Below are 26421 nucleotides of genomic sequence, written 5' to 3'. Positions count from 1 at the left end.
CAAGCACCCTTTCCACGAATTTTTATTATAAGTCTAAACCGTAAAAGCCTCCTCTTTAATGTCGAGAACCGAGGTGTCACCTTCTTTAACCACTTCCAGGGTTTTAAACAGGTTCGGTACAATATTGCGGATAAAATACCGGGCCGCCATTACCTTGCCGCTATAAAAAGGATAATCATAATGGTCGTTGCCTAGTTCATCAATCTTCTTCCCAGCCAATACGGCCTGTTCCAGCAGCAGCTGTCCACAAATCAAATCCCCGCTGGCCTGCAGAATCCTGGTAGCATAAAGCGGCATCATCGAGATTTGCTGATTCATGAAATAAGAGGCTATGGTGGTTTGTATCTCTTTATAGGCTTCCACTGCCCGCTTCAATATAGCCATGTCTTTTTCCAATCCGGCTTCAGCGGCATTAGCTGCTGCGAATTCTTCAATCTCCGCCAGCCAATCGGCAAAAACTTTCCCCTTACCCATCATCCATTTGCGCCCTATCAAATCCATTGATTGTATATAGTTTGTCCCTTCCCATATGGAGTAAATCTTAACATCTCTACACAGCTCAGCTACGGGATATTCTTCAGAATAACCATTGCCCCCGAAAACCTGCATGGCTTCAGCCGTTAATTCCCACGCCCGATCGGAACAGTAAGCCTTTACGATGGGCGTGTTGACCTCGATGCGAGCCTTCACCCGCTGAACTTCATCCTGATCCTTGGAACAGGCAGCCACATCGAAATAGTAATAGGTCTTAAATATGAGCGCGCGCATAGCTTCCACATAGGCTTTAAGATCCAGCAGCATCCGCCTGATATCTTCATGTTTTATAATCGGCTGTCTTTCTGACCGGGGATTGGTTATAGGCCGGCCTTGAATGCGCTCGCTGGCATAGGCCACTGCATTATAATAGGCCAGCACGGTTTCAGCCAATGCCGCATGACCGGTCTCCATCCGCGCTCCATTCATCATCTGAAACATCTGGGCCATCCCCTCACCTTTGCCTTCGGCATTCGGAGGATTGCCCAGGATATACCCCCGGCACCGGCTATCCTCGCCAAAAGCCATAACACATGTGGCGGAGCCCTTAATTCCCATCTTATGTTCGATACCTATACAATTGACATCATTGCTGCCGGCTATGTTGCCGTCATCATCCACCCACATTTTAGGTACCACAAACAAAGATATGCCTTTCGTACCAGGTTTGGCGCCTTCAACCCGGGCCAGTACCAGGTGGATAATATTTTCGGTAATGTCCTGATCGCCACCGGTGATAAAACATTTGGTGCCCTTTATCCGGTAAACACCTTCCTCGTCCGTCGGATAGGCCCGGGTTAACAGGTCTCCCACGTCCGAACCGGCATTGGGTTCGGTCAGGCACATGGTGCCGCTCCAATCTCCGCTGTACATCTTCTCCTTAAATAAATTTTTTACCTTTTCGCTGCCATAATGGGCAATAAGCCCTGCCGCTCCGGCCGAAGCAAGTATGTAGGGCATTAAAGCCGCGTTGGCGGCTATTTGATATTCGGTGCAGGCCCGGAAAAGGGTCTGGGGCAGGTGCCCTTCCGTTTCTTCATTCTCGTTGCTGGCCCCCCACCCGTTTTGGTTTAGGAACCGATAAGCCTCTTTAAAGGAAGCCGGAACCGTTACTTTGCCCTCGTCAAACCTGGCCTGAACCTTCTCATTATCGTCCCTGCTGGGGGCGGTTATTTCCCTTGCCACCTTTAAAGCCTGATCCAAAATATTGTCTATATCATCAACACTATAGCAATCCTTGAATTCTTCGAAATTAAAAATCTTCTCCATATCCAGCCATTCTTTGAGTATAAATTTATGATCCCGGGATGAATAAATAAAATTGGTTGCCAAATACAGTACCCCCCTAAACTCACAAACTATTTCTCTATCTAATCAGCTTCCCGGCATTTTGGTGAAGACCGCACGGGCGTCAACATCCCGGCGCAATATCTCCAGAATCTCTTCGCTGGGAACCGGGATAGTCACAACCTCGTCAGGAACCAGCAGTTCAAATCCGGTGCAGGCTTGGGCAATTTCCACGGTCATTCCCGGGTTCAGAGCCTTTATTCGCATACGCTTGCTTACCGGCTCAAAATCAAAAACACCGCACTGGGTAACCACTGCTACCGGGCCTCCGATTAGCCCCGCCTTCTCCCGCGAATCGCCGCCATCCAGGTAACCGGGCGTAGTTATAAAGTCAACCCGGGCGGGAAAGCGATCCGGGGTTTGCAAACCAACCAGCACCGACTTTTCAGTTAGGGATCCAATATCGTTGCCCCCTCCGCTCCCCGGCAATATGGATTTCAGATTATCATAAGAGCCGATTACAGAAGTGTTGACATTGCCATACATGTCTATTTGCGCTCCGCCCTGAAACGCTATATCGACATATCCCAAAGCACACTGACCAAATGAGGCGGCCATTTCCATTACCATCGGGGATTTGCGGAAAGTGAAGGGACATCCCACCGACCAGGGCATATCACCCTCCAAGGGATCCTGACCACCGCTTTCGTATACCATGGTTATGTGGGGAGCATGAGTCTTGGCTGCCAATAAGGCTCCAACCATGGGCAACCCGGTCCCCACATAAACAATCTGCCCGTTTTCAATCTGCAGGGAAATATTGTAGGCCAGCATCTCCAGGGGGTTCGCAGGCGCTGTTTTACTCATAGACTATTACCTCCTTTCCTAATTCCGTTGGGGAATGACTTCCTGGTAGGCAAAGCTAATCTGGGAGTCATCAATATCGGCTTCAGCAGCTTCCATCAACTGGCGCGCCTTATCTATAAAGCGAATGCCCCCCAATTTTTCAATAAAATCATACTGGTCTTTGGTGCTGTAAACCCAGTAGTCAAAGAAATCTTGCACCGCTTCGGCCGACGGTGTGGAGCAGCGAACCAGCCATTCCCACCATTCACGGGCCCAATAGTAGTACCCCGGGCAGCAGCCCGGCAATGCTCCATAGGGCATATCAACTACCGCGTCTACATACCAGAAAGGTATCGACCCACTGGTATTCTCCCGTATAGCCATCTCCGGTACGATTCTTTCCGCAGTGACAATGACCCTGCGGCAGGCGGCAGCCAGAGCAATATCATTCACGGCCGGCCCATCGATTATGGCATTGCCGTAGCGGTCCGCTTTTTGAACATGAATGACGCAAATATCAGGAAAAAGAGCCGGGATCAGGCAGACCGGGTCGTTGTCCTTGCCCACCGGACTATCAATCACTTTAACATAAGGGTTTTGTTTTAACATATCCGAACCCAGCAGTTGCTTGGATGCTATAAACGGGGCACCCAGTTGAGCAGCTTTAAAACCCAGAGCCATAGCACCATGGCTCCAGATGGATACGATTTCCGCCTGTTTGGTTTTTATAACCCGGGCAAAATTCTTGTCGTTGCCTCTCATTTCCACTCCGATATAAGACAGGTGGATTGCTTTCATCAAACCCAGGGCCATTAAATATGAACAGTTGGACATAGGTGAGCCAATACCCACCAGATTCTTTTTCTCCTGGCGAATCATCTCAAAATATGCTTGCAGAGGGGCACGGACATAAGCAAAACCAGTTTCGGCAAAGATGTCCCCATCCTCAACAAACCGCCCTACCGCCTCGCTCAAACTCATTCTTTTATCGACCTTGTCCCGTTTTTTCTTAAGATGATATTCACGGGCTCCTTTAAAATCGACAAGCCGCTGCATTTGCTCCTCTGTTACATACTGATAACCCATAAAATCTGGCCTCCTTTTTTGTATTTTTGGTGTTGCGTAGAAAAGCCCATGTACTCGAATATCACCCCCCATGCTATTCGATAACATCTAATTTGATGGAATTGTGGGACAATTCGACAGGTAGTTTGTGGCAAAAAAGTTGTAAACCGTAATATTTTTACTATTATTATAAAGGCAGGAAATGGTTAATTCAATGCAAAAGATAAATTAAGGAAATATAAGAAATGAATGTAAAAAGGCAGGACACTCTGATAGCGAGTATCCTGCCGGTCATCCTGATTTTCATGACCAAAGATTGCACGGATCAACATAGAATTCTTAAGGTTTTTTAATAGTGGTTAACTCTCCCTTTAATCCATTATCATTGGTGGCTGCATCGTATATCCTTGGGACATGAGGTTAATTTGTCTTAATATCCAGAATTTTTTGATAATAATCCTTTAATATGCTGTGACCATAGGTATCATAATTGGCAAAAGCCCTCTGAAAGTCATTTTCATATTTCACCCTATCAAAACCAGGAAAAGCCCATTTACCTCCCAGGTCAATCCAGCGGGATGCGATCCCCCGGGTAGGCTTGATAAAACGGGGATCGACCAGAACCTTGCCTGCGGGCAGGGGTGCCTTGCAGGCATAAGCATACAGATGCTGGATGTGGGCTTCTACCCCGGTAGCCGGGCTGTCAAAGATGGCACCGTGAACTTCGGCTTCATATCTCACCCGGGCAGGGTCAGCTCCCATGAGGTCTTCTTCGCCGGTAGCTGCGCTCCCAGTAGCCCCCAGTCCACAGTAATTATACTGGTAGGGCTGTACCAGTCCCCCGAATTTCCACCACCCGGTTTCCTTGGCAGCCTGGCAGAATGCAACATCCCCTCTAACCCCATATTCTTTACCTATTTGCAGGTACAGGTCAACCAGTTCCCGTGGTGCGGCCGGGTTGTTCTTTTGCATAATTGCCAGCAGCTCAGCCCTTCCCGCTTCGGCCGCACCCATAATGGTAAGGCCATAATTAATGGCGGGGTCAGGCTCTCCATTCCCAACCGGCTCTTTAGCAGGCGGGTTTTCCCCTGTTGCAGGGTTCCGGTCGACAACTTCATTATCTATCGGCGGGAGTGTGGTGATTACAACCCGGCGAATATCTTTTTCCCACTCCACCTCCATCCCCAAGCCCTCAGCAATTACCCGCAGGGGAACCATAGTTCGGTCTTTCAAGATAAATGGCACCGGCTGTCCGCCCGTTTCGATATAACGGCCGTCAACAAATATCCTCACCCCCATGTCAGTGGGAGAACTGACCAGAGGAAGCTCACGGTTAACTCCGGGAGTAGTAATTATTACCTGACGCTTATCCGGCTGCCAGTATACGTCCCGTCCTAACTCTTCACTGATTACCCGTACCGGAACCATAGTTCGGTCATTTACAATTACGGGCGCAACATCAGATTGAACAACTTTGCCATCGATATGTATGCTTATCGGCTCTGCTGCATGCAGGTTCGCCGCAGCAGCCAGGGTAAATGTTCCCAGAACTAGAAATAATGCCATTACCTGCCATGCTTTCTTAGCTAGCAGCCTGAAAAAAAACAGCGTCAATCTGTGACCATCCGGGCAATCTGCTACCTTAACAGCGAACCTGGGGGGCATCAATGCCCTCCCGGGCGCTATTTTCTTATTAAATCCTAACAACAGTTCTGCACCTCCATACAATTTCCACAATACTTTTTTAATTCCCTTTGCTTCCATCAAAATCCTGCCCGTTATTATTATGATTTTTTTCATACAAAGCTTGCACTTTTACGTCAATAAGCGTGAATAATCGGCTTAATCTTAAGAGTAACCCAAAAAAGAAGAGTATTTACCTATGAATTCAACATAAAACCCTAAAAATATTGCATCGGCAGGAACCATAAGCAGACACATTTTTTAAAAACCATGGTGTAATCTTTTATTTAGCATCTATATTATCTTTCATTTCATTAAAATTCGGGATGGTGAAAAAACCTTGTCGTCAAAAGTAAAACTTCACATTAATATTCTCCTTTTGCTTACCCTGGTCATCGCGGGCTTTATATGGAAAGAAAACCCTTATCATGTCTTCTCGCCTGCATGGACCGTTCATGCCCTGACTCCCCTGTTTATATGGTTTCTGATCATGGCTGCTTTTCTGGCCTATTTGGTTATAAAACTGCGCTCAGCCGAAGCATTCATTTCTGCCAGTCTTGACAAGGCACGGGAAATAGTAACCATTTTTGATGTGGGGGAAAAGCGCTTTGTTTATGTTAATCAGGCAATTAAGGACGTTCTTGGTTACACGGCGGAAGAAGTTTTAAAAGATGATATTCTTCCGAGTATCTTATTCATTGATAAGGAGCAGCCATTTGACAATATAAATAATATCGGGTCATTATCCGGTACAAGGCAGTTGAGGAAAAAAGACGGTAGCCCTATCTATCTGGAGCATACGGCTATTCCCATACATAATAAAGGTCACCTGGACAAGATCGTAATAAGCAGTTGGGATGTCAGTAAACGCATAAAGATGGAGCAAGCGCTGACCACATCGGAAAAATTATACCGCGATATAGTCGAGAACTCTTATAATGTCATATTCATTTATAATGAAAACGGCATCCTCCAGTACATGAACGGTGCGATCAAGGAACATACCGGCTGGGATCCGGAACAGTTCGTAGGTACAAATTGCCTGGAATGGGTTTACCCCGATGATAAAAGAGATATGCATTTGGTTATCCAGCAAGTCCGCCATGGTCCCTTCAGCTTCCGTTTCCGAATGCTGGCTAAAAACGGGGTTATACACGTCAGCGCCCATAACTCACCCATTTTTGATGAATATGGTACTTTCCGGGGAGCGGTAGCCATTGCTGTAAATATAGAGCGTGACCTGGAGCTGGAAAACAAGCTGAAAACATCTGAAGAAAAGTATCATACGCTCTACAACAATGCCCAGGTGGGATTATTGACCAGCAAATTAGACGGTTCCGAAATTATAATGACCAACGAAATAGTTGCTCATATAATGGGCTATAATCGGGCCAGTGATCTTATTGGCCTTCCTTCCCAAGATGTATGGGCCAACCCGGAGGAAAGAAATGCCTTTACCAAGCTTCTGCAGGACGAACATATTATATCCAACTATTATTTTGAAGCCCGCTGTCGCGATAATAGCATAAAGACAATTGAATTATTTGCACGTTTAAACCCCTATACGGAAGAAATTGAATCGAATCTTGTAGATGTAACGGAAAAAATAATTGCCGACAAATGGGCGCACTACCAGGCTTACATATTAGAAAACATTCAAGAAAGTATAATCGCACTGGATACCAAAGGCAAAGTACTGTTCTTAAACCGACAGGCTCAGGAGCTCATCAACTCAAAAGCCGCACCCCAATGCTGCAGCAATAATATCCAGAATATACTGGCTATGAGGGAGGCGGATTTCAAGCAAATGCTGGACGACGTGCTGGCCGGGCGGAGTTGGCAGGGGGAAACCATTCTCTATATTGACGGTATCGGCCGCCATTTCATGCATCGCATCGATTCTCTGCAAGAGAACGGAAGCGTAAGCGGAGCAGTTGTCATATCAACCGATATCACCGAACTGGTAAAAAACCGGGAACAGGCTCAGGCTGCCAATATGGCTAAAAGCCAGTTTCTTGCTAATATGAGTCACGAAATACGCACCCCCATGATAGGTATCTTAGGAGCGGTGGATCTGCTGCACGAGAGCAAACTGGACAATGTCCAAAACGAAAACGTGGAAATCATACGTGAATGCGGTGAACAATTGCTTAATATAATCAACGATATCCTGGACATGTCCAAGATTGAGCTGTCCCTGATGGAGCTGCACCCCCGGGTATGTAACCCCGTCAATATATTCAATCGTCTGGTCAATAATATAGAACCACTGCTCAAGAATAAGGGGCTGCAGGTTAAACTTGACATATCTGCCGATATCCCGGCTCTCATCCGGGTAGATGAGGCCAAACTACGTCAGATTTTAAGCAATCTTTTTTACAATGCGATTAAATTTACCAATCGGGGATATATAAGCTTTACTGCCGCTTTGGAAGAAGAGGACGACCTGTTCTATCTCTCTACGATAATTTCCGATACCGGTATCGGTATTCCCGAATATGAATTCAAAAACATTTTTAATCCTTTTACCCAGGTAGATAATTCTACCTCCCGCCAGTATGGGGGCACTGGTCTTGGCCTGTATATCAGTAAAAGATATGTAGATTTGATGAAAGGTACTATTAACCTTACCAGTGAGGAAGGGGTCGGGACTACTTTTTCTATAAAAATCCCGGTGGAAATTATCTCCCAGCCCGAAGCAGCTAACGAGTCCGGTCTTTATAGCGACGACCGTTTCGAGGACAAGCTGGTGCTGGGTTTTACTCCGGTTAAGATTTTACTGGTGGAGGATAACGACCTTAACCAGAAGATAGTCTCCCAGATGTTGATAAACTACGGTTTTGAAGTAACTCTGGCCAACAATGGGCTGGATTGCCTAAGACTTTTGCAGGAAAGGCATTTCGACGTACTTTTGATGGATATGCAAATGCCGGTAATGGACGGCTATGAAGCTACCCGCATGATACGCCAGTATGAAGAACTGCGGGATATTCCTATAATAGCCATGACCGCTCACGCCATGACTGGTGACCGGGAGAAATGTCTGGCCAGCGGCTGCACCTCTTACATCGCCAAGCCCTTTAAGTCTGAGGAGCTGGCCCGGGAAATCAGGCAGCATTTTAACACCGGCATACCTCCCGGTCATAACCATGACCCCGAGCTTAATAACTTTATAAACGAGCTGTTACCCGAGTTTATGGCCCAGCTTGAAGACATGGTTGACAATCTCGGGTTGGCTTTCGAAAATCGTGATTTACAGGCTATAAAAAGTATCAGCCATGATATTAAAGGTACGGCCGGGATGTATGGCTTCAAGGAGATTTCCAGCAGTGCCGCCTTAATCGAAAAGGCCGCCCGGGAGGCCTCATTTCCAAATATTAAGCATGCTTTGGAACAACTGTATCAGCTCTACGAAGAGGCCAACCAGCAGGTTGGTTGAACAATTCCGGTCGACATTAACTGCTATATAAGGTTATAATTTGTTATAATACTAATTTGTAGCATATAGAGAGATATTTATGGGGGGTATTGTTGTGGAATTTAGTACCATTATTTTTACTGTTAAGGATAACGGGGTAGCCAGTATTACATTGAACCGTCCCGAGCTGTTCAATTCTTTTAATGACGCCCAGATAGGTGATGTTCTGGCAGCCTGCAGGCTGGCAGCAGAAGATGATGCTGTCAAAGTGCTGGTTATAACGGGAGCCGGGAAATCGTTTTCGGCAGGTGGAGATGCGGGTATGCTGGCTGCCATGCAGAGTAGTTTTGATGCCCGCTATATTTTTGACCGCTCCGCCCTGCTTATTCAAACCATTTACAGCTTCCCCAAGCCGGTTATTGCAGCCGTAAACGGGGTAGCCGCAGGAGCCGCTACCGGTGCGGCTCTGGCTTGTGATATCGTGATTGCATCGGAAAAAGCTAAATTTGCGGCTAATTTCGTTAATATAGCTTTTGTCCCGGACGGCGGGACCTCATACTTCCTGTTTGAAAAGCTGGGACATCATCGGGCAGCCGAAATATTATTCACCGGTAAAATACTGGATGCCCAGGAGGGGCTGCAGGCAGGGGTTTTCAACCGGGTAGTCCCGCCGGAATCCCTGGAGGAAGAAGTATATAAACTGGCTGGGAAAATTGCCGCCGGCCCACCCATCACCCTGAAATATATGAAAAATATTCTCCGTGCCTGCAGTGACAACACCCTGCAAACCATAGCATCCCTGGAATCGGGAGCTCAGGTCATGTGCTGGAATTCGCAGGATTTCAGAGAAGGCATCCAGGCCTTTCTGGAAAAGAGGAAACCGGTTTTTCAGGGGAAATAACTAAACCTTAATCCTTATAAACGGCTTGATGTCGCCGGCATTAATCGGGCCGCCATGGCCGGGGTAGATAACCTTCACTCCCCGGCCTTTTAATAGGTTCATACTTTTATTGAATCTGCTCCGGTCATGCATGAACGGAGCCGGGCAAGGCTTTCCCCGAAATAAGTGTTTCCGCACGATCAAATCGCCGGTAATTGCTCTGCCATCCGGCAAAAACAAGGAGGCTGAACCCAGAGTATGCCCGGGGGTAGGCAGTATAAGCCCTTTAATGCCATACTTTTCTAGCTCAACCCTGTTATTAAAGGCTATATCGGCCTTTATGCCATAGCGTTTTTTCACCTTAAGGTTTTTTCCTACCAGCTTAACGGCGCCGGCAACTGGATTAACCGGATAAAGAGGGGCTTGCACCCCTTGATTAAGATAAGGCGCATCCAAGCGTTGGATGGCTACCGGTACATCAATGCTTTTCTTTAACTCAAACAAGCTGCCGTAATGGTCAATATGCCCGTGGGTAATAAAAATCAGACTGATATCCGACTTTTTTATATCATTTTTCTGCATGGCCCTAAGAATCCCCCGGCTAAACCCGGGGTCTCCTGTATCAACTATTATTGTCTTTTCACCTGCAACCAGATAGCTGTTGGCAAAACGTAATGGTATTCTTATGATTCTAGCCTCTGTCATTTTAACTCCCCCGCCAATTCAGATTGCTCTCCTTGACACTGCATATCAATATTAGCTAAACTTATGGTGATTGTTTTCAGAATATTTCGAATAAGGAGGTTGGCATGTCCCGGATACTCATAAGTGATAGCACCTCATATTTACCTGAAGATACGATAAACCACTATGGCATCATTATAATACCTCTTAATATTCATTTGGAAGGAAAATCCTATAAAGAAGGCCGAGATATAAGCCCCACCGACTTCTACAGCATTTTTAAGTCCAGCAAGGAGTTTCCCACCACCTCGCAACCCTCTGCCGGAGAGTTTCTAGAAATATTCCAGAGTCTTGGTTCGGATGACGAAGCTTTAGTGATATTGCTTTCCGCCGAACTCTCTGGAACCGTACAGTCGGCCTTGATGGCTCGCAGCATGCTGCAACCGGAACGGCAAGATAGGATTACTATCATAGATTCCCGTTCTGCCGCCGCAGGACTGGGCTTTCAACTGTTGCAAGCGGGAGAAATGCTTGCTCAGGGCCGGCCGGTAAAGGAAGTCCTGGAAGAAAATAAGCGTATAAAATTTAAGCAGGAGATTTTTTTTGCGGTAGACAATCTGGAATATCTGGTCAGGGGGGGCAGGTTAGGCAAAAAAAGCGGCCTCATCGGTAATCTGCTGAAGCTGAAACCGGTTTTGCGCCTGCAGGACGGCAGGATTGAACTCTTTGACAAAGTGCGTACTTCTCACCGGGCCATACAGGCAATACTGCGGCAGGTGGAACTAAGCCAATCCTGGTTGGAGCAACTGGCTGTAATCCATATTCAAGCGGAAGAGCAAGCTTTACTGCTTCAGCAAAAGCTGCAGGAACAGTACCATCTGCCTGTTCTTATCAGTGAGGCCGGGCCAGTTATCGGCTCCCATGTAGGTCCCGGCACTCTGGGTATAGCTTTTTATTGAAAAAGCGGGGTCTAGAGATCCCGCTTTATATATTAAAGACCCACATTGTTTACTATTTCTGCTATCTGGCGGTATTTATTCATGGTATAGAGATGTATGCCGGGCACTCCGCTATCCAGCAGGTCTTTCACCTGCATAGAGGCATATTCGATTCCCGCTTTTCCCATTCCCTCGGGGTCATTCTCGTACTTATCCACCAGCTTTAAAAGCGGGGCTGGTATGGACGCCCCGCAGAGGTAAATCGTCCTTTTTATCTGCCGGGCATTCAGCACCGGCATAATCCCAGGTACGACCGGGCAGCCTATCTGCATTGCCAGAGCCTTGTCAATAAAATCATAGTATATGCGGTTATCAAAAAAAAGCTGGGTAATTAAAAAATCCACCCCGCAATCAACTTTTTGCTTTAGGTTTACCAAATCATCCTTTAGGCGCAGACATTCGGGATGCCCGGCAGGATAAGCCGCAGCAGCGACACCAAACGCTGCTTTTTTCCGGATATCATGGATTAATTCATAGGCAAAACGATAATCCTGCCGACTTAGATCAAAATTTGGCTCATCCTCAGGCAAATCCCCGCGCAAAGCCAATATATTGTTGATTCCTTCGTTTATCAAGTCGTCCAGAATTTCATTAACCTCTGACCGGGTATGGCGAACACAGGTCAGGTGAGCCAGGGATTCGATCCCGTATTCTTTTTTAATCCGGGCCGCAATTTCCACTGTCCGGGCCCGGTTGCTCCCCCCGGCACCATAGGTAACACTGATAAAACCGGGGTTAAGTGTTCTCAAATGGTCAAGGGTCTCAAAAATAGTCTCCAGCGGGTAATCAGTTCTGGGGGGAAATATCTCCAGGGAAAGAATCGGTGGTTCTCCCCCATATAAATCAATTATTCTCATTTATACCCCTCTCCCCAACCGTTGATTACAGGTTATTGATTAACTCGCTGGCAAACTCCGAACATTTGACCTCCGTAGCCCCTTCCATAAGCCGGGCAAAATCGTAAGTAACCACCTTGCTGGCGATAGTCTTTTCCATGGCCTTAATAATAAGGTCGGCAGCCTCATCCCATTTCAGGTGGCGCAGCATCATCTCTCCCGACAGTATTACCGAGGAAGGATTGACCTTGTCCAGCCCTGCATATTTGGGCGCAGTGCCGTGAGTTGCCTCAAATATGGCGTGACCGGTATCATAGTTAAGGTTGGCGCCAGGAGCTATGCCTATTCCCCCCACCTGCGCTGCCAAAGCATCTGATATATAGTCGCCGTTGAGGTTAAGGGTAGCCACCACGTCAAACTCCTTGGGTCGGGTAAGGATCTGTTGCAGGAACATATCGGCTATAGCATCCTTTATAATGATCTTGCCTTCATTTTCCGCCGCCTTTTGGGCCTTGTCAGCAGCCTGTTCGCCCTCATTGTCCTTTATCCGGTCGTATTGGTTCCAGGTAAAAACCTGGCCGCCGAATTCTGCTTCCGCTACTTCGTAACCCCAATTCTTAAAAGCGCCTTCGGTGAATTTCATTATATTGCCCTTATGCACCAGGGTTACACTCCTGCGGTCATTATGCAGGGCATAGTTAACGGCTGCCCGCACCAGACGTTTGCTGCCTTCTTCGGATACAGGCTTAATACCAATTCCCGAACTCTCAGGGAAACGTATTTTATTGACTTTCATCTCGTCCAGCAGAAACCGGAGCAGTTGCTTGGCCTCTTTTGAATCACGGGCATATTCGATTCCGGCATATATATCCTCGGTATTTTCGCGAAAGATAGCCATATCAACGTATTCCGGATGTTTTACCGGTGAAGGCACTCCTTTAAAATAACGTACCGGGCGCAGGCAGGTATATAAATCCAGTTCCTGGCGCAGGGCAACGTTTAGAGAACGTATTCCCCCCCCCACCGGTGTCGTAAGCGGGCCTTTAATGGCAATTATATAATCCCGGATGATATCCACCGTTTCCTGGGGAAGCCATTCTCCGGTTTTGCCATATGCCTTTTCCCCGGCATAAATCTCTTTCCATACAATTGACTTTTTCCCGTTATAGGCTTTGGCAACTGCGGCATCAAAAACCCGCGATGCCGCCGCCCATATATCGGGCCCGGTGCCATCGCCCTCAATAAATGGAATAATAGGGTGGTCAGGAACCTGCAATATCCCATCCCGAACCGAAATTTTCTCTCCCTGCATGAAGCTTCCTCCTTAAAACCATAACTTAATCAAAGTTAAAGGTGCCGTATTTTTTAAAATGTTCGACCAGCCCACCCTCGGAAAGGATTTGCAGCATTACCTGGGGCAAAGGTGCAATCTTGACATCCAGCCCTTTGGTCCGGTTATGCAATATCCCGGCCTGCAAATCTATTTCCAGTTCATCCCCCTCATCGATTTGGTCGGTATCACATTCTATTACCGGTAAACCCGTATTTATGCAATTGCGATAGAAAATGCGGGCAAAAGATTTTGCCACTACGGCACTTATATCAGCATTGATTATAGCCAGCGGGGCCTGTTCCCGGGAAGAACCACAGCCAAAATTCCTTCCCCCGACAATAAAATCACCTTTTGCCACCTTGGCATAAAAATCCGGATCCAAATCCTCCATAACATGTTTGGCCAGTTCTTTCATATCCAGGGTTTTAAATTTATGCCGTCCGGAAATTATATAATCGGTATTAACGTCATCACCGAACTTGTGTACCCTGCCTTTTAACTCCATCCTTATCCTCCTGCTCTACACTAAAAATTCCCTGGGGTCGGTAATCTTGCCGAACAGCACCGAAGCCGCAACTGTAGCCGGTGAACCCAGGTATATGAAGGCCTTGTTATTCCCCATACGCCCCTTAAAATTACGATTGGCGGTTGAGATAACATTCTCCCCGTCAGAAGGCACGCCGTTATGGGTGCCTACGCAAGGGCCGCAGCCCGGTGTTACCACGGCCGCGCCGGCTTCAACGAATATCTCCAGCAAACCTTCCCGCATAGCCTGAAGCATTACCTGCCGCGATGCCGGGGCTACAATCAGGCGGGTCTGCCGGTCTATTCTGCGCCCTTTGAGAATGCCGGCAGCAATACGCAAATCCTCAATCCTCCCATTGGTACAGGTTCCTATAACTCCCTGCTGAATTGGAGTTCCGGCTACCTGGCCGACGGGGGACACGTTGTCTACGGTATGGGGCTTGGCCACCTGGGGCTCCAGGGTGGAAACATCGTATTCCTTGACCCGGGCATATACCGCATCATCATCAGCCTTTACCGATGCAAAATCTTTCCTGCCGTGAGCATTTACCCAATCTACGGTTTTCTGGTCAGCTTCCATCAATCCGCATTTGGCTCCCATCTCTATGGCCATATTGCTGATGGTGAAACGCTGTTCCACCGAGAGGGCATCGATCGCTTCACCGACATATTCCGCCGCCATGTAGGTAGCTCCGTCAGCAGTTACATCACCAATCAGATACAGAATCAAATCCTTGGAAAATACCCCGGCTGGCAAGGCACCGTTTAACACGAATTTAAAGGTATCCGGTACTTTAAACCATAGCTTGCCTGCTATCAGCCCGGCTGCCAGGTCGGTGGATCCCACCCCGGTCGAAAAGGCATTTATGGCCCCATAAGTGCAGGTATGGGAATCCGCCCCTATCACCAGATCACCCGGAATCACATGACCCTGCTCCGGCATAAGCTGGTGGCAAACACCCTCGCCAATATCGTAAAAATTTATTCCCTGCTCACCTGCAAATACCCGCATTTGCCGATGCAGCTCCGATACTCCTTCCAACGGACTGGGTGAACTGTGGTCAATCACCATGGCCACCCGGGATGGGTCAAAAACCTTAGTAGCCTGCATTTCCGAAAAGGCCTTTATAGCCAGGGGAGAAGTCCCATCCTGCCCCATAACAAAATCCAGACTGGCAATAACAATATCACCAGCCTTGGCATCCTGTCCGCTTTTCCTGCTTAAAATCTTCTCCGCTATCGTCTTCCCCAATGCTTTTACTTCTCCCTTCGGTTGATATTCAGGAATTCCTAGTTATTCTTTTTTGCCTTCAGGTATTCCTCATATATATACATGAGTTCTTTATCAAATAAGGAACGTTTTTTATCTATCGACATCTGCCGTGCCAGGGCCAGTATATCCCGGACCTCATCGTTTTGGAGCTTGATGCCGTACTCCCGGGCAAACTTGGAGCGAATAGCCGCTGATCCCGAGTGTTTTCCTATCACTATCTGCCTTTCCAGACCAACTTCTTCCGGGCTGAACACCTCGTAAGTGAGGGGGTTTTTCAGTACTCCATCCCCGTGTATCCCCGATTCATGGGCAAAAATATTAGATCCTACTATGGGCTTGCTCACCGGCAAATCCCGGCCTGAAGCCCGGGCTACATATTCCGCCACTTCCCGGAACAGGGTGGTATTATAAGGCAGTTCCAGCTTCATCAGGTATTTCATGCCCATAATGACTTCCTGGAGACAGGCATTGCCCGCTCTTTCTCCCAGGCCGTTAACTGTTACGCCTACATATTTGGCCCCGGCATATACCCCCGCCAGGGCATTGGCGGTGGCCATACCAAAGTCATTATGGGTGTGCATCTCTATATCTATCCCCACCGCATTGATTAAGGTGCTTATATAACGGTAGGTAGTAAGGGGATCAAGCGTCCCCACCGTGTCGCAGAAGCGCAGACGGTCGGCGCCCGCATGCTTGGCAATCAGGGCAAATTCCGTTAAATACGCTATATCGGAACGAGAAGCGTCTTCGGCATTGACTGATACATAAAGCTGATTGTCCTTGGCAAACTTGACAGCGTCAGCCATGCGATTCAGCACATCCTGACGGGTAGTCTGCAGCTTGTGCTCAATATGGATATCCGAAGTAGATATGGATATGGCTACCGCATCCACTCCACAGCAAATCGACTGCTCTATATCCGAAATAACCGCGCGATTCCAGGCCATTATACTGGATTTTAAGCCCAGGCTCATTATCTCCTTGATACAGTCTTTCTCAAAACCTCCCATTACCGGGATTCCCGCTTCAATCTGGTCGACTCCCATTTGATTCAGATAGCGGGCTATCTGCACTTTTTCCTGGTTGGTGAATACCACCCCGGCAGTCTGTTCCCCATCCCTTAAAGTAGTATCCACTACATATACCCGGGCATCTTTTTCTTTAAACCAATCTTTTTGAATATCATCCATTTTCATCGACAAACTCGCTCCCCCATCACTCGCTCTTTAAGCGTTCCTTTAACAAAGAGTTGACAACGGCCGGGTTGGCCTGGCCTTTGGTAGCTTTCATCACCTGGCCTACAAAAAACCCGAAAGCCTTTTCCTTTCCATTACGATAATCCTCAACAACACCGGGATTAGCCCCTATAATTTCGTCAATCATCTTCTGCAGAGTTGATTCATCGGATATTTGCACCATGCCTTTTTCCTTAACAACTACATCCGGATCCTTACCGGTAATAAACATCTCCTCAAATACACCTTTAGCCATTTTGCCGCTAATCGTGCCTTTATCAATGAGGGCCAGAAGTCTGGCCATAGCGGCTGGTTTGATCCTGCAAGCGGCAATTTCTATATTATATTGATTCAAATATTTGCTCAGTTCCCCCATCATCCAGTTGGATACCTGCTTGGCATCATCATATAAGGACAGGCACTGGTCAAAATACTCCAGGAATTCGGGGGTTAAGGTCAGAATAGCAGCATCATATTGAGGTAAATCGTATTTCTCCATCAGCCTTTGCTGGGCCTGGTCGGGAAGCTCCGGCAGATCTGCCTTTAATTGCTCTACCCATTCCCGCTCAATCTTAAGGGGCGGCAAGTCCGGATCGGGGAAATAACGATAATCATGGGCTTCTTCCTTACTGCGCATCCCCCTGGTTATCTGTTTTTCTTCGTCCCAGGTTCTGGTCTCCTGAATAATCGCTTCACCGTCTTCAATAGACTCCACCTGCCTTTGGGCTTCATATTCAATAGCTCTTTCCAGAGCCCGGAATGAATTCAGATTCTTAATTTCAGTACGGGTTCCCAGCTCTTTTTGGCCGCAGGGACGCACTGATACATTGGCATCACAGCGCAGTGAGCCCTCCTGCATCTTGCAGTCAGAGACACCGGCAAAAAGCAGAATGGAACGCAGTTTCTCCAAATAAGCCCTGGCCTCCCGAGCACTCCTCATATCCGGCTCGGATACTATTTCCAACAGCGGCATCCCTGAACGATTCAAGTCAACCAGAGAAAAAGGGGTGCTGGTGATATTGCCCTGATGCACCAGTTTACCCGCGTCCTCCTCCATATGCGCCCGGGTTATGCCAACCCGTTTTTTATCGCCGTCCAGATCGATTTCCAGGTACCCGTTCTTGCAAATGGGCAGGTCGTATTGCGAAATCTGATAAGCCTTGGGCAAATCCGGGTAAAAGTAATTTTTCCGGTCAAATTTGCAGATTTCAGCAATTTCACAATTCAGGGCCAACCCGGCTTTAACGGCTATTTCCACCACCTTTTTGTTCAGGACCGGCAGCATACCGGGAAAGCCGGAACAGATCGGGCAAACCTGGGTGTTGGGCTCGGCTCCAAAAGCAGTGGAACAGGAGCAAAATATCTTGGTCGCGGTTTTTAATTCCGCATGTACTTCCAGCCCAATCACGGTTTCATAATTACGGTTCATCAATCATTCACCCCCCAGCGAAGGCTTGACCGCGTGATACGCAGTATTTTGTTCGAAGGCGTAAGCAGCTTTTATCAGGCTGCCTTCATCAAATGGCTTACCAACTATCTGCATACCTACGGGAAGGCCGTCACTGAAACCGCAGGGAACTGATATTCCGGGTAAACCGGCTAAATTAACGGGGACGGTTAATATATCATTCATATACAGGGTTAACGGTTCGCTGCTTTGTTCCCCTATTTTAAAGGCAGTCGTAGGTGTGGTCGGAGAAACGATAATATCAAAATCTTTAAATACTTTATCAAAGTCGTTATTGATTAAGCGTCTTATTTTCAGGGCCTTAAGGTAGTAGGCATCATAATATCCTGAACTCAGGGCATAGGTACCCAGCATAATCCTGCGCTTCACTTCAGCCCCAAAGCCTGCGGACCGGCTATGGGAGAACATGTCGGTCACATTATCAGCCTCGAAATCCCTGAGCCCATAACGGACTCCGTCAAAACGAGCCAGATTGGCACTGGCTTCCGCCGGAGCAATAATATAATAAGCCGGCAAGGCATATTCACTGTGCGGCAAAGAAACCTCCTCGACAATGGCGCCCAATTCTCCGTATTTTTTAAGGGCTTCCATAACCAAATCCCTGGTTTTTTTATCTACCCCCTGCTGAAAATATTCCCGCGGGTAAGCTATTTTCATACCCTTTATATTCGTGCTCAGGAACGAGGTGTAATCCGGTACTTTGATATTAACGCTGGTGGAATCAAGCGGGTCGTAACCACAGATTATATTCATAACCAGAGCACAATCGGCTACGTCCTTGCTGAATACCCCCACCTGATCCAGAGAAGAGGCAAAAGCAACTACTCCCCAGCGAGAAACCCGACCATATGTAGGTTTTAAGCCTACCACCCCACAGAAGGCAGCCGGCTGGCGAATAGAACCACCAGTGTCGGTTCCCAGTGCAAACGGCACCTCACCCGCAGCTACTGCAGCAGCAGAACCGCCGGAAGACCCCCCCGACACCCGCTCCAGATCCCAGGGGTTATGGGTGGGGAAAAAAGCGGAAAATTCAGTGGAAGAGCCCATAGCAAATTCATCCATATTCAATTTTCCAACGGATATGCCCTGCTCGGCATTGAGCCGGGCGGCAACCGTAGCATCATAAGTCGGTATAAATTGCTCCAGCATGCGTGAGGAACAGGTAGTTCTTAAACCGCGGGTACAGATAAGATCCTTGAGGGCAAAAGGCAACCCGGCTATCCGCCCCTGGCGGAGCTCTTTGCGGTTAAGCCCGTCAGCCTTTTGCAGTGCGTTTTCTTCATCCAGGGTAACAAAAGCTCTCACCCTGTCATCCACTTGGTGAATCCGCTGCAATACCGACTCTATAATGTCGCGAGGCGAGATTTCTTCATTGTTCAACTTATCCCGCAATTCATGTAAACCAAGCTCATATAACTCCACAGCCAGTTGCCCCCCTATACGATTTTCGGAACTTTGTACTGGCCGTCTTCCAGCAACGGTCCATTGGCTAATATCTCGTCCCGGGACGGACTTGCCCCTACAATATCCTCGCGAAAAACATTGTAAACCGGCAGGATATGGGCTAACGGTTCTATCTCATCGGTATTGATCTCATTCAAACGGTTGGCATAATCTAATATTAAGCTAAGTTGCCCGGCAAATTCTTTCTTTTCCTTGTCATTAAGGGTCAATCTGGCCAGCAAGGCCACGTGTTCAACCTCGTTTGTCGTAAGGGGCATAACACTACCTCCAAACCCGCTAAAACATTTATGTTCACTATTATATCAAAAAGGCTATCGATAAACTAATTTCTATTCATAAAAAACTGAGTATACAAAATTGTGTACTCAGTTCAGGCAAGATAGCATATATATTTATCCTGGACGTTTGCATGATTACGATATCCGGGTGGATCAACTGACGAATCCGGTATAGAGGGCGGCAAAAGGGCGGTCTCTTTTACGGGTCAGGCGGGTAAACGGCTGTTGCCGGATAAGGTCTAAAGGGTATCCGAAGCAGGCGGCAAAGTCCTCCAGGGCTTGCTCCAATTCGCCCAGTTGGCCGGATTCCATCACTTCGGCTTGCACACCGGAAGCCAGATTATTTACCGGATAGTTGCCACGCAGGTAGATGCTTCCGGCATAAAGGCCGGTACCACAGTATTTACCCACCAGTTCTTGATCACGGTTCAAACCCAATATGATGATAGTTCCTCCGGCCATGTATTCGCCGGCAAATGCCCCGGCAGTACCTCCGACCACGATCAGCGGCTTTTTATCCTGATAGGCTTTCGTGTGAATACCCAGGCGATAGCCCGCATCATCACGAATAAAAAGTTCTCCGCCCCGCATGGCATATCCGGCAATATCACCGGCACGCCCATGAACAATGATGCGCCCTTCACTCATAGTATTGGCCACCCCTTCCTGGCAATTGCCATACAGCACTATTTCCGGCCCGGAGGCAAAGGCCCCCAGGTTGTTGCCGGCCGTTCCTTTTAAAATAAGACTCTTTTTCTGCTGCCACCCACAAGCGATATAGCGCTGCCCGCACAGGTTGGTTACCTCTATTTCCGTTTCATCAGTGCTATTCAGCCTTTGCAGCAGTTCTTCCTGGGAATATCGGTCAGCATTCAATACCGTCATTTTTTTCACCCTCCCATATTTTCTGCCGGTAGGGGGCAGGCAGATTGGCTATTGTGGGATAGCCTTCCACATACTCCTGCCACATTTTTTCCGGAATAGGCAACTGGGTTTCGATAATACTCAATAGCGGGCCTGCTGCTTCCGGCAGATTAATGGCTATGAATTTTTGCAGGCAGTTCTGGTGGTGATGAATTTCCAGATATTTATCATCTTCCTGCCAGTAAAATCTTGATGCTCCGGGTTTGGGAATACCAGCCGCAAAGAGACTCCATCCCTGCAATTTTACCGAATTCATTGCCACTCCGCCCCGATAGAACAAGGTCTGGCCTGACATATTAGCCCCGGCTAGGTATCCTTCCCGGTGGGCATGGGGGAGAAGAGCCATAAATTCACGCTTCGATGTAATGAGATTCGGGGTTTCTATTACATCTCCGGCGGCAAAGATATATTCATCAGAAGTACGCAGGCAGCGGTCGACCACAATACCTTTGCCGACCTTCAGGCCGGCGCTAAAAGCCAGTTCAGTGTTAGGCCTGATCCCGACCGCCATTATCAGTTGATCCGACTGCAGAACCGTTCCACTGCCAAGCTGTATCCGGTGCCGGGGGTAAACTGCCGCCAGTTCGTCACCTGCTATTATTTTGATTCCGGCCTTTTCCAGATATACGCCCAACCGGGCAGCCGCTGTCGGGCTCAAAACCTGGGGCAGTATATGCTGGGCTTTCTCGACCAGGGTAACCCGCAGTCCTCTCTTGAGTAGGGCTTCGGCAGCCTTTAGACCAATCAGGCCTGCTCCTGTTACTACGGCCTCTTGACCCTCTCTGATATTCATATCCAGCCTTTCCACATCCTCTAAAGTATAGAAATTGCTCACCCACCGCTGGTTCAGATCAGAAAGTTCAGGCTGCACCGGTGAGGCTCCACAAGCAAGCAGAAGGCGGTCATAGGCGAGCTGCATTCCACTATCCAAGTTCAGTATCCTGGCTCGGCGGTCTATTTTAATGCCCCGGGCTTTAATCATTTCCACCTGGTTTAATCGAAAAAACGAGTCCGGCCGGAAAGATAAGTCGGCATAGTGAATCGGATCGCTTAAATAATAGGAAATAAGCGGGCGGGTATAGACCCCCCGTTTTTCTCCGTCCAAAACGGTTATTTCCCCCCGCCGGTCAAAGCGCCTTATCCCTTCCACTGCTCCCACGGCGGCGATACCGCTGCCGACAATCAAGTATCTCATCACTCATTCCTCCTGACCGGTTCATAATCAAATTCTATTCCCCATGCACATTATTTTTAGCGCTGCCGGTTGGGCCGCTTTCCTCATCCCAAATAATAGCTTCATTGGGGCAATGCTTTACACAAGCCGGTTCACGATTGCTTTCGCGGCACAGGTCACATTTCAGTATCCCCGGCCTTTCCCGGGAAACTTGCGGGTGGCCGAAGGGACAGACCAGAATACAGGTATAGCAGCTGACGCAACGGCTGTTATCCACATAGACCCGACCATTTTCATCTCTCTGCATGGCGCCACTGATACAGGCATTTATGCAGGGAGCATCCTGACAATGACGGCAGACATTAAAATAGGTCAGTCCCTGCCAATTGATTAAATTAATTCGAGGGAGGGGAGCACCATGTTTGAAAGCCCGTAAAACATTGCCTTGGAAGCCATCATGAGCAGCAGCGCAGTAAATTCTGCATAGGCCGCAGCCTAAGCAATAATCAGGTATAGCTGTTATCTTCATGGCTGTCACCCCTCTTCCCCTGCCGCTTTAACTCCCAGGATTTGCAGTTCCTCGGGTCCAAGCCCGATTCCCCTCAGCATAAGGCGGTTGCCGCGCAGGCTGTCAATAGCATTTATGCCCATAGCCCCCATTATCTCTTTGATTTCATGTTCCCAGGCCTGAAGCAGGTTTTGAGCCCGCCTGGCTCCCACTTCCGGATTTAAACGCCGGCTGAGGTCGGGTCGGGTGGTAGCTATCCCCCAGTTGCATTTGCCGGTAAAGCACATCTGGCATAAGTGGCAGCCCAGGGCGATGAGTGCCGCGGTAGCGATATACACGGCGTCCGCCCCCAGGGCTATGGCCTTTACCACATCAGCGCTGTTTCTGATCCCCCCCGCTGCTACCAGGGAAACCTGCTGGCGAATACCTTCATCCCGCAAGCGGCTGTCCACCTGGGCCAATGCTATTTCTATGGGAATGCCGACATGATCCCTTATTCTCATGGGCGCTGCTCCGGTAGCCCCCCGGAAACCGTCTATGGCCAGGATGTCAGCCCCCGCTCTTGCCACCCCCGAAGCAATGGCACTGATATTATGAACTGCGGCCACCTTGACCGCTATCGGTTTTTTATATCCGGTAGCCACTTTAAGACTTTCTATTAATTGGGCCAGATCCTCAATAGAGTAAATATCATGATGAGGAGCCGGGGATATGGCATCGGACCAAGCCGGTATCATCCGAGTCCGGGCTACCTCCTCACTAACCTTGGCGCCGGGCAGATGACCCCCAATACCCGGTTTGGCTCCCTGGCCGATCTTGATCTCAATCACCGCCGAATTTTCCAGATAGGCGGGGTGAACGCCGAAACGTCCGGAAGCAACCTGGACCACCGCATTATCTTTATAGGAAAATAAATCCGGGTGCAGGCCCCCCTCTCCCGTGTTCCACAAAGTGCCCATCGCATTTGCTGCCCGGGACAGGGATTTATGCACATTAAGGCTTACCGAACCAAACGACATGGCCGAAAACATAATCGGCAGGCGCAGGCTGATCAGGGGTTTCTCCGATGATTGGGAGGGCCCGCTTTTATTGCCCAAAGAAGTATTTAATTCCATAGGCTCCCGCAGAGGATCTATGGAGGGATTGGTTACCTGACTGGCGTTTAAAAGCAGGTGGTCGAAATACGATTTATAAGATCGGGGGTTGCCCATACCGGCAAGCAAAACCCCGCCGCTGTCAGCCTGAGCATATATTTCCCTGATGGTGGCCGGAGTCCAGTGACTGTTAACTCTGAAGCTCAGGGGATACTCCTTTATAGCCAGGGCTTGGGTAGGGCAAAGCGACACACAGCGCTGGCAGGCTACACATTCCTCATCATTGGTCCACATCCAGCCACTTTCAAGCTGGTGCACCTCGTTGGCACATTGCTGAACACAAACGCCGCACTTGATACAGCGGCCCTCCTCCCTTTCCACTTTAAAGACCGGGGCTAACATAGTGAGCGCCATTGCTTTCACCTTCCTTAGGCTGAACGGATAAAAACGCCGGTCAGCTTTGGTTCTAATAGTCCAACTTTGTTGTCAATCAACCCTATTACCGGCTCCCCGCCGGAAGGAGACCATAGTTTATCCAGGATGGGTTCTACTCCGCGTATGGCTGCTTCTTCGCTGCTGACATAAAGAAAATCGTCTTTGCGGGCAGCCACCAGAGGACGCAGCTTGATACGGTCATTGACCGCCACCATACCGTTACCGGTGGCAATAATAATAGAGAAGGGGCCATTAAGCAGCAGACTGGAATACCTATGCCGCAGCCAGGCCAGTTTGGGATCGTCAATATCTTCCCACAGGGGAGCGGCAATGATATTTACGGTCTCATCCAGGCTGAGCCTCTGTTGGCGCATCAGGAAGTCAAAAATATAAGCGATCACTTCAGTATCGGTCTGCAAACTGCAGCAGTAGCCAAGCATCTCCAAAAAGCGGCGGTTGCTGCCGTAGGAGGAAATCTCCCCGTTATGCACCACCGACCAATCCAGCAGGGTAAACGGATGGGCCCCGCCCCACCAGCCCGGTGTGTTGGTAGGAAACCGTCCATGGGCAGTCCACAGGTAAGCCCGGTATTCATCCAGGCGGAAATAAGCGCCTAAATCTTCAGGGTAAGCCACTCCCTTGAACACTCCCATATTATGACCGCTGGAAGCCACAAAGGCTCCGGCTATGCCGGAATTAATCTGCATGACCGTTCGCACCATAAACTCTTCTTCGCCCATCCCCTTTTCATGCAACCGCTCTTCCCGCGGGTCGGCGAAATAGCGCCATGCCAGCGGAGCTTCACCCACCCGGGAATGTTTTCTTACCGGGACGGGTTCCGCGTAATATATTTTAAAATTGCGGTTAAGCAAAGTTTCACTGTCGCTGCGCGCCTTTTCATGGTCATAATAAAGGTGCAGAGCGTATTCCCTTTCATATTGCGGGTAAATGCCATAAGCAGCGAAGCCTCCCCCCAACCCGTTGGAGCGCTGGTGCATACCGGCGATACAGGATATGATCCTGTCACCGCTGAAACAATTACCCTTCTGATTCAATATCCCGGCAATAGCACAGCCGCTCGGGATTCTGACCTCTCCTTCTTTCAGCCGCACCATGTTCACTCCTCTCTTTTACCCTGGTTTTTAATAGCGGCGCAGATACTCCTTGACTTCCCACGGATGCACCTCAATGTTGTAACGCTGCCATTCATCGTATTTGGCCTCCATAAAGCGGGTATAAATATGGGGCCCCAGGGCGTTTATAATAACCTCATCCCGGGCCAACTCCTCCAGGGCTTCACCCAGGTTGCCGGGCAGGCTTTCTATCCCCATGGCTTCCCGGTCTTCCCGGCTCATACGATAAATGTTGGCATCGACCGGCAGCGGGGGCTCGATTTTATTCCTGATACCGTCCATTCCGGCAGCCAGCATCGCGGCCAGAGCCATATACGGATTACAGGTAGGATCGGGATGACGTACTTCTATCCGGGTGGATGCCCCCCTTTTGGCCGGAACCCGGATCAGACAGCTTCGGTTCTTCTCCGACCAGGCAATATAAACCGGGGCTTCGTAACCGGGCACCAGCCGTTTGTAGGAATTTACCCCGGGGTTGGTAACAGCGGCCAAACTGCGGGCATGTTTTATTATCCCCCCCGTATACCAGCGGGCAATGTCGCTTAACTGGCTGGGACTGCCGGAATCATAAAAGGCATTTTTTCCATCCAGAGTCCACAGGGACTGGTGACAGTGCATACCGGAACCGTTAATGCCGCCGATCGGTTTGGCCATAAAAGAGGCATGCAATCCATGCCGTTCGGCAATTGCTCTTACCACCAGCTTGTAAGTCATAATATCATCCGCTATTTTCACAGCGGGACCGTATTTAAAATCAATCTCATGCTGCCCGGGTGCTACCTCGTGATGGGAAGCTTCGATCTCAAACCCCATGTCCTCCAGAGTACATACTATATCCCGTCGGGCATCTTCCCCCAGATCCAGGGGGGCCAAATCAAAATAGGCGGCCTGATCCTGGGTATGAAGCAGCGGCTGACCCTGCCGGTCAACCAGGAAAAGGAAAAACTCGCACTCCGGTCCGGCATTCATGACCATCCCCATCTCTTCCGCTTCTTTTACCACCCGTTTCAGGTTGGTACGCGGGTCACCGGCAAAAGGTTCTTTATCCGGTGTATAAACATCACATATCAGCCGGGCTACGGCACCGTTGCTGGGTCGCCAGGGAAAGATGCTGAAGGTGTCCGCATCAGGAACCAGAAACATGTCGGATTCTTCAATGCTGGCAAAGCCGTCAATGGATGAACCGTCAAACATCAACTCACCGTCCAGAGCCTTTGCCAGCTGGTTTACAGGTATGGCAACATTTTTGAGTATGCCGTGTATATCCGTGAATTGAAGCCTGATAAAGCGAACTCCGTATTCCCTCACTTTTTCCATAACTTCAGCTTGCTTGTCTTTGGTCATCA

Annotated in this window: 22 protein-coding genes; 3 read left to right on the top strand and 19 right to left on the bottom strand. The window is 48.8% G+C overall.

Annotated features, from left to right (window positions below; genetic code table 11):
* Positions 1-33: 33 nt before the first annotated feature.
* From ACU70B_RS04315 to ACU70B_RS04300, 4 genes are all read right to left on the bottom strand, one after another.
* Positions 34-1866, bottom strand: a complete 1833-nt coding sequence (locus tag ACU70B_RS04315) for an acyl-CoA dehydrogenase family protein (RefSeq protein WP_447185115.1) — start codon at positions 1864-1866, stop codon at positions 34-36.
* 42 nt (positions 1867-1908) lie between these two features.
* Complete coding sequence (locus ACU70B_RS04310) at positions 1909-2688, bottom strand: CoA-transferase subunit beta (RefSeq protein ID WP_447185114.1); 780 nt, start codon at positions 2686-2688, stop codon at positions 1909-1911.
* Positions 2689-2706: 18 nt separating this feature from the next.
* Entirely contained in the window at positions 2707-3753 is a 1047-nt protein-coding gene (locus ACU70B_RS04305; RefSeq protein ID WP_447185113.1) for a CoA transferase subunit A, read from the bottom strand.
* A gap of 399 nt (positions 3754-4152) precedes the next feature.
* On the bottom strand, positions 4153-5298 hold the full coding sequence (locus ACU70B_RS04300) for a stalk domain-containing protein (protein WP_447185112.1): 1146 nt from the start codon (positions 5296-5298) through the stop codon (positions 4153-4155).
* 457 nt (positions 5299-5755) lie between these two features.
* Here ACU70B_RS04300 and ACU70B_RS04295 point away from each other — a divergent pair, with 457 nt between their 5' ends.
* Positions 5756-8854, top strand: coding sequence for a PAS domain S-box protein (locus tag ACU70B_RS04295; RefSeq protein ID WP_447185111.1), 3099 nt, complete (start codon positions 5756-5758; stop codon positions 8852-8854).
* A gap of 94 nt (positions 8855-8948) precedes the next feature.
* Positions 8949-9734 (top strand): enoyl-CoA hydratase/isomerase family protein, encoded by a 786-nt coding sequence (locus ACU70B_RS04290; RefSeq protein ID WP_447185110.1) that lies wholly within the window; start codon positions 8949-8951, stop codon positions 9732-9734.
* Here the strand turns inward: ACU70B_RS04290 and ACU70B_RS04285 are convergent, their stop codons facing one another.
* Positions 9735-10418 (bottom strand): MBL fold metallo-hydrolase, encoded by a 684-nt coding sequence (locus tag ACU70B_RS04285; protein WP_447185109.1) that lies wholly within the window; start codon positions 10416-10418, stop codon positions 9735-9737. It abuts the gene before it with no gap.
* A gap of 104 nt (positions 10419-10522) precedes the next feature.
* Here ACU70B_RS04285 and fakB point away from each other — a divergent pair, with 104 nt between their 5' ends.
* Positions 10523-11356 carry a fatty acid kinase binding subunit FakB gene (gene fakB, locus ACU70B_RS04280; protein WP_447185108.1) on the top strand — a complete coding sequence of 278 codons (834 nt, stop codon included), beginning with the start codon at positions 10523-10525 and terminating at the stop codon, positions 11354-11356.
* Positions 11357-11388: 32 nt separating this feature from the next.
* On the opposite strand, the gene metF is transcribed toward fakB, so the two are convergent.
* From metF to glnA, 14 genes are all read right to left on the bottom strand, one after another.
* The gene (gene metF / locus ACU70B_RS04275) at positions 11389-12252 is read right to left on the bottom strand and encodes a methylenetetrahydrofolate reductase [NAD(P)H] (RefSeq protein ID WP_447185107.1); all 864 of its coding nucleotides are present in this window, start codon (positions 12250-12252) and stop codon (positions 11389-11391) included.
* Positions 12253-12277: 25 nt separating this feature from the next.
* Positions 12278-13543, bottom strand: a complete 1266-nt coding sequence (icd, locus tag ACU70B_RS04270; protein ID WP_447185106.1) for an NADP-dependent isocitrate dehydrogenase — start codon at positions 13541-13543, stop codon at positions 12278-12280.
* A 25-nt stretch (positions 13544-13568) separates the two neighbouring features.
* Positions 13569-14069: a 3-isopropylmalate dehydratase small subunit gene (locus tag ACU70B_RS04265; RefSeq protein ID WP_447185105.1), complete on the bottom strand. Its 501-nt coding sequence runs from the start codon at positions 14067-14069 to the stop codon at positions 13569-13571.
* Positions 14070-14084: 15 nt separating this feature from the next.
* Positions 14085-15341 (bottom strand): 3-isopropylmalate dehydratase large subunit, encoded by a 1257-nt coding sequence (locus tag ACU70B_RS04260; protein WP_447185104.1) that lies wholly within the window; start codon positions 15339-15341, stop codon positions 14085-14087.
* A 38-nt stretch (positions 15342-15379) separates the two neighbouring features.
* Positions 15380-16558 carry a homocitrate synthase gene (gene nifV / locus ACU70B_RS04255; RefSeq protein WP_447185704.1) on the bottom strand — a complete coding sequence of 393 codons (1179 nt, stop codon included), beginning with the start codon at positions 16556-16558 and terminating at the stop codon, positions 15380-15382.
* Between the two features lie 19 nt (positions 16559-16577).
* Positions 16578-18026 (bottom strand): Asp-tRNA(Asn)/Glu-tRNA(Gln) amidotransferase subunit GatB, encoded by a 1449-nt coding sequence (gene gatB, locus ACU70B_RS04250; RefSeq protein WP_447185103.1) that lies wholly within the window; start codon positions 18024-18026, stop codon positions 16578-16580.
* A gap of 3 nt (positions 18027-18029) precedes the next feature.
* Positions 18030-19487 (bottom strand): Asp-tRNA(Asn)/Glu-tRNA(Gln) amidotransferase subunit GatA, encoded by a 1458-nt coding sequence (gene gatA, locus ACU70B_RS04245; RefSeq protein WP_447185102.1) that lies wholly within the window; start codon positions 19485-19487, stop codon positions 18030-18032.
* A gap of 14 nt (positions 19488-19501) precedes the next feature.
* Positions 19502-19786, bottom strand: coding sequence for an Asp-tRNA(Asn)/Glu-tRNA(Gln) amidotransferase subunit GatC (gene gatC, locus ACU70B_RS04240; RefSeq protein WP_447185101.1), 285 nt, complete (start codon positions 19784-19786; stop codon positions 19502-19504).
* A 174-nt stretch (positions 19787-19960) separates the two neighbouring features.
* Positions 19961-20692: a GltB/FmdC/FwdC-like GXGXG domain-containing protein gene (locus ACU70B_RS04235; protein WP_447185100.1), complete on the bottom strand. Its 732-nt coding sequence runs from the start codon at positions 20690-20692 to the stop codon at positions 19961-19963.
* Entirely contained in the window at positions 20673-21926 is a 1254-nt protein-coding gene (locus ACU70B_RS04230; RefSeq protein ID WP_447185099.1) for an NAD(P)/FAD-dependent oxidoreductase, read from the bottom strand. Before ACU70B_RS04230 ends, ACU70B_RS04235 begins: the two co-directional genes overlap by 20 nt.
* A 34-nt stretch (positions 21927-21960) precedes the next feature.
* Positions 21961-22434 (bottom strand): 4Fe-4S dicluster domain-containing protein, encoded by a 474-nt coding sequence (locus ACU70B_RS04225; RefSeq protein ID WP_447185098.1) that lies wholly within the window; start codon positions 22432-22434, stop codon positions 21961-21963.
* Between the two features lie 5 nt (positions 22435-22439).
* The gene (locus ACU70B_RS04220) at positions 22440-23921 is read right to left on the bottom strand and encodes a glutamate synthase-related protein (RefSeq protein ID WP_447185097.1); all 1482 of its coding nucleotides are present in this window, start codon (positions 23919-23921) and stop codon (positions 22440-22442) included.
* Between the two features lie 14 nt (positions 23922-23935).
* Positions 23936-25057 carry a class II glutamine amidotransferase gene (locus ACU70B_RS04215; RefSeq protein WP_447185096.1) on the bottom strand — a complete coding sequence of 374 codons (1122 nt, stop codon included), beginning with the start codon at positions 25055-25057 and terminating at the stop codon, positions 23936-23938.
* 27 nt (positions 25058-25084) lie between these two features.
* Positions 25085-26419, bottom strand: coding sequence for a type I glutamate--ammonia ligase (glnA, locus tag ACU70B_RS04210; protein WP_447185095.1), 1335 nt, complete (start codon positions 26417-26419; stop codon positions 25085-25087).
* Positions 26420-26421 lie beyond the last annotated feature (2 nt).

Source organism: Syntrophomonas curvata (genome assembly GCF_052976825.1).
The sequence above is the reverse complement of the archived record's forward strand: the minus strand, read 5'-3'. Positions and strand labels throughout refer to the sequence as shown.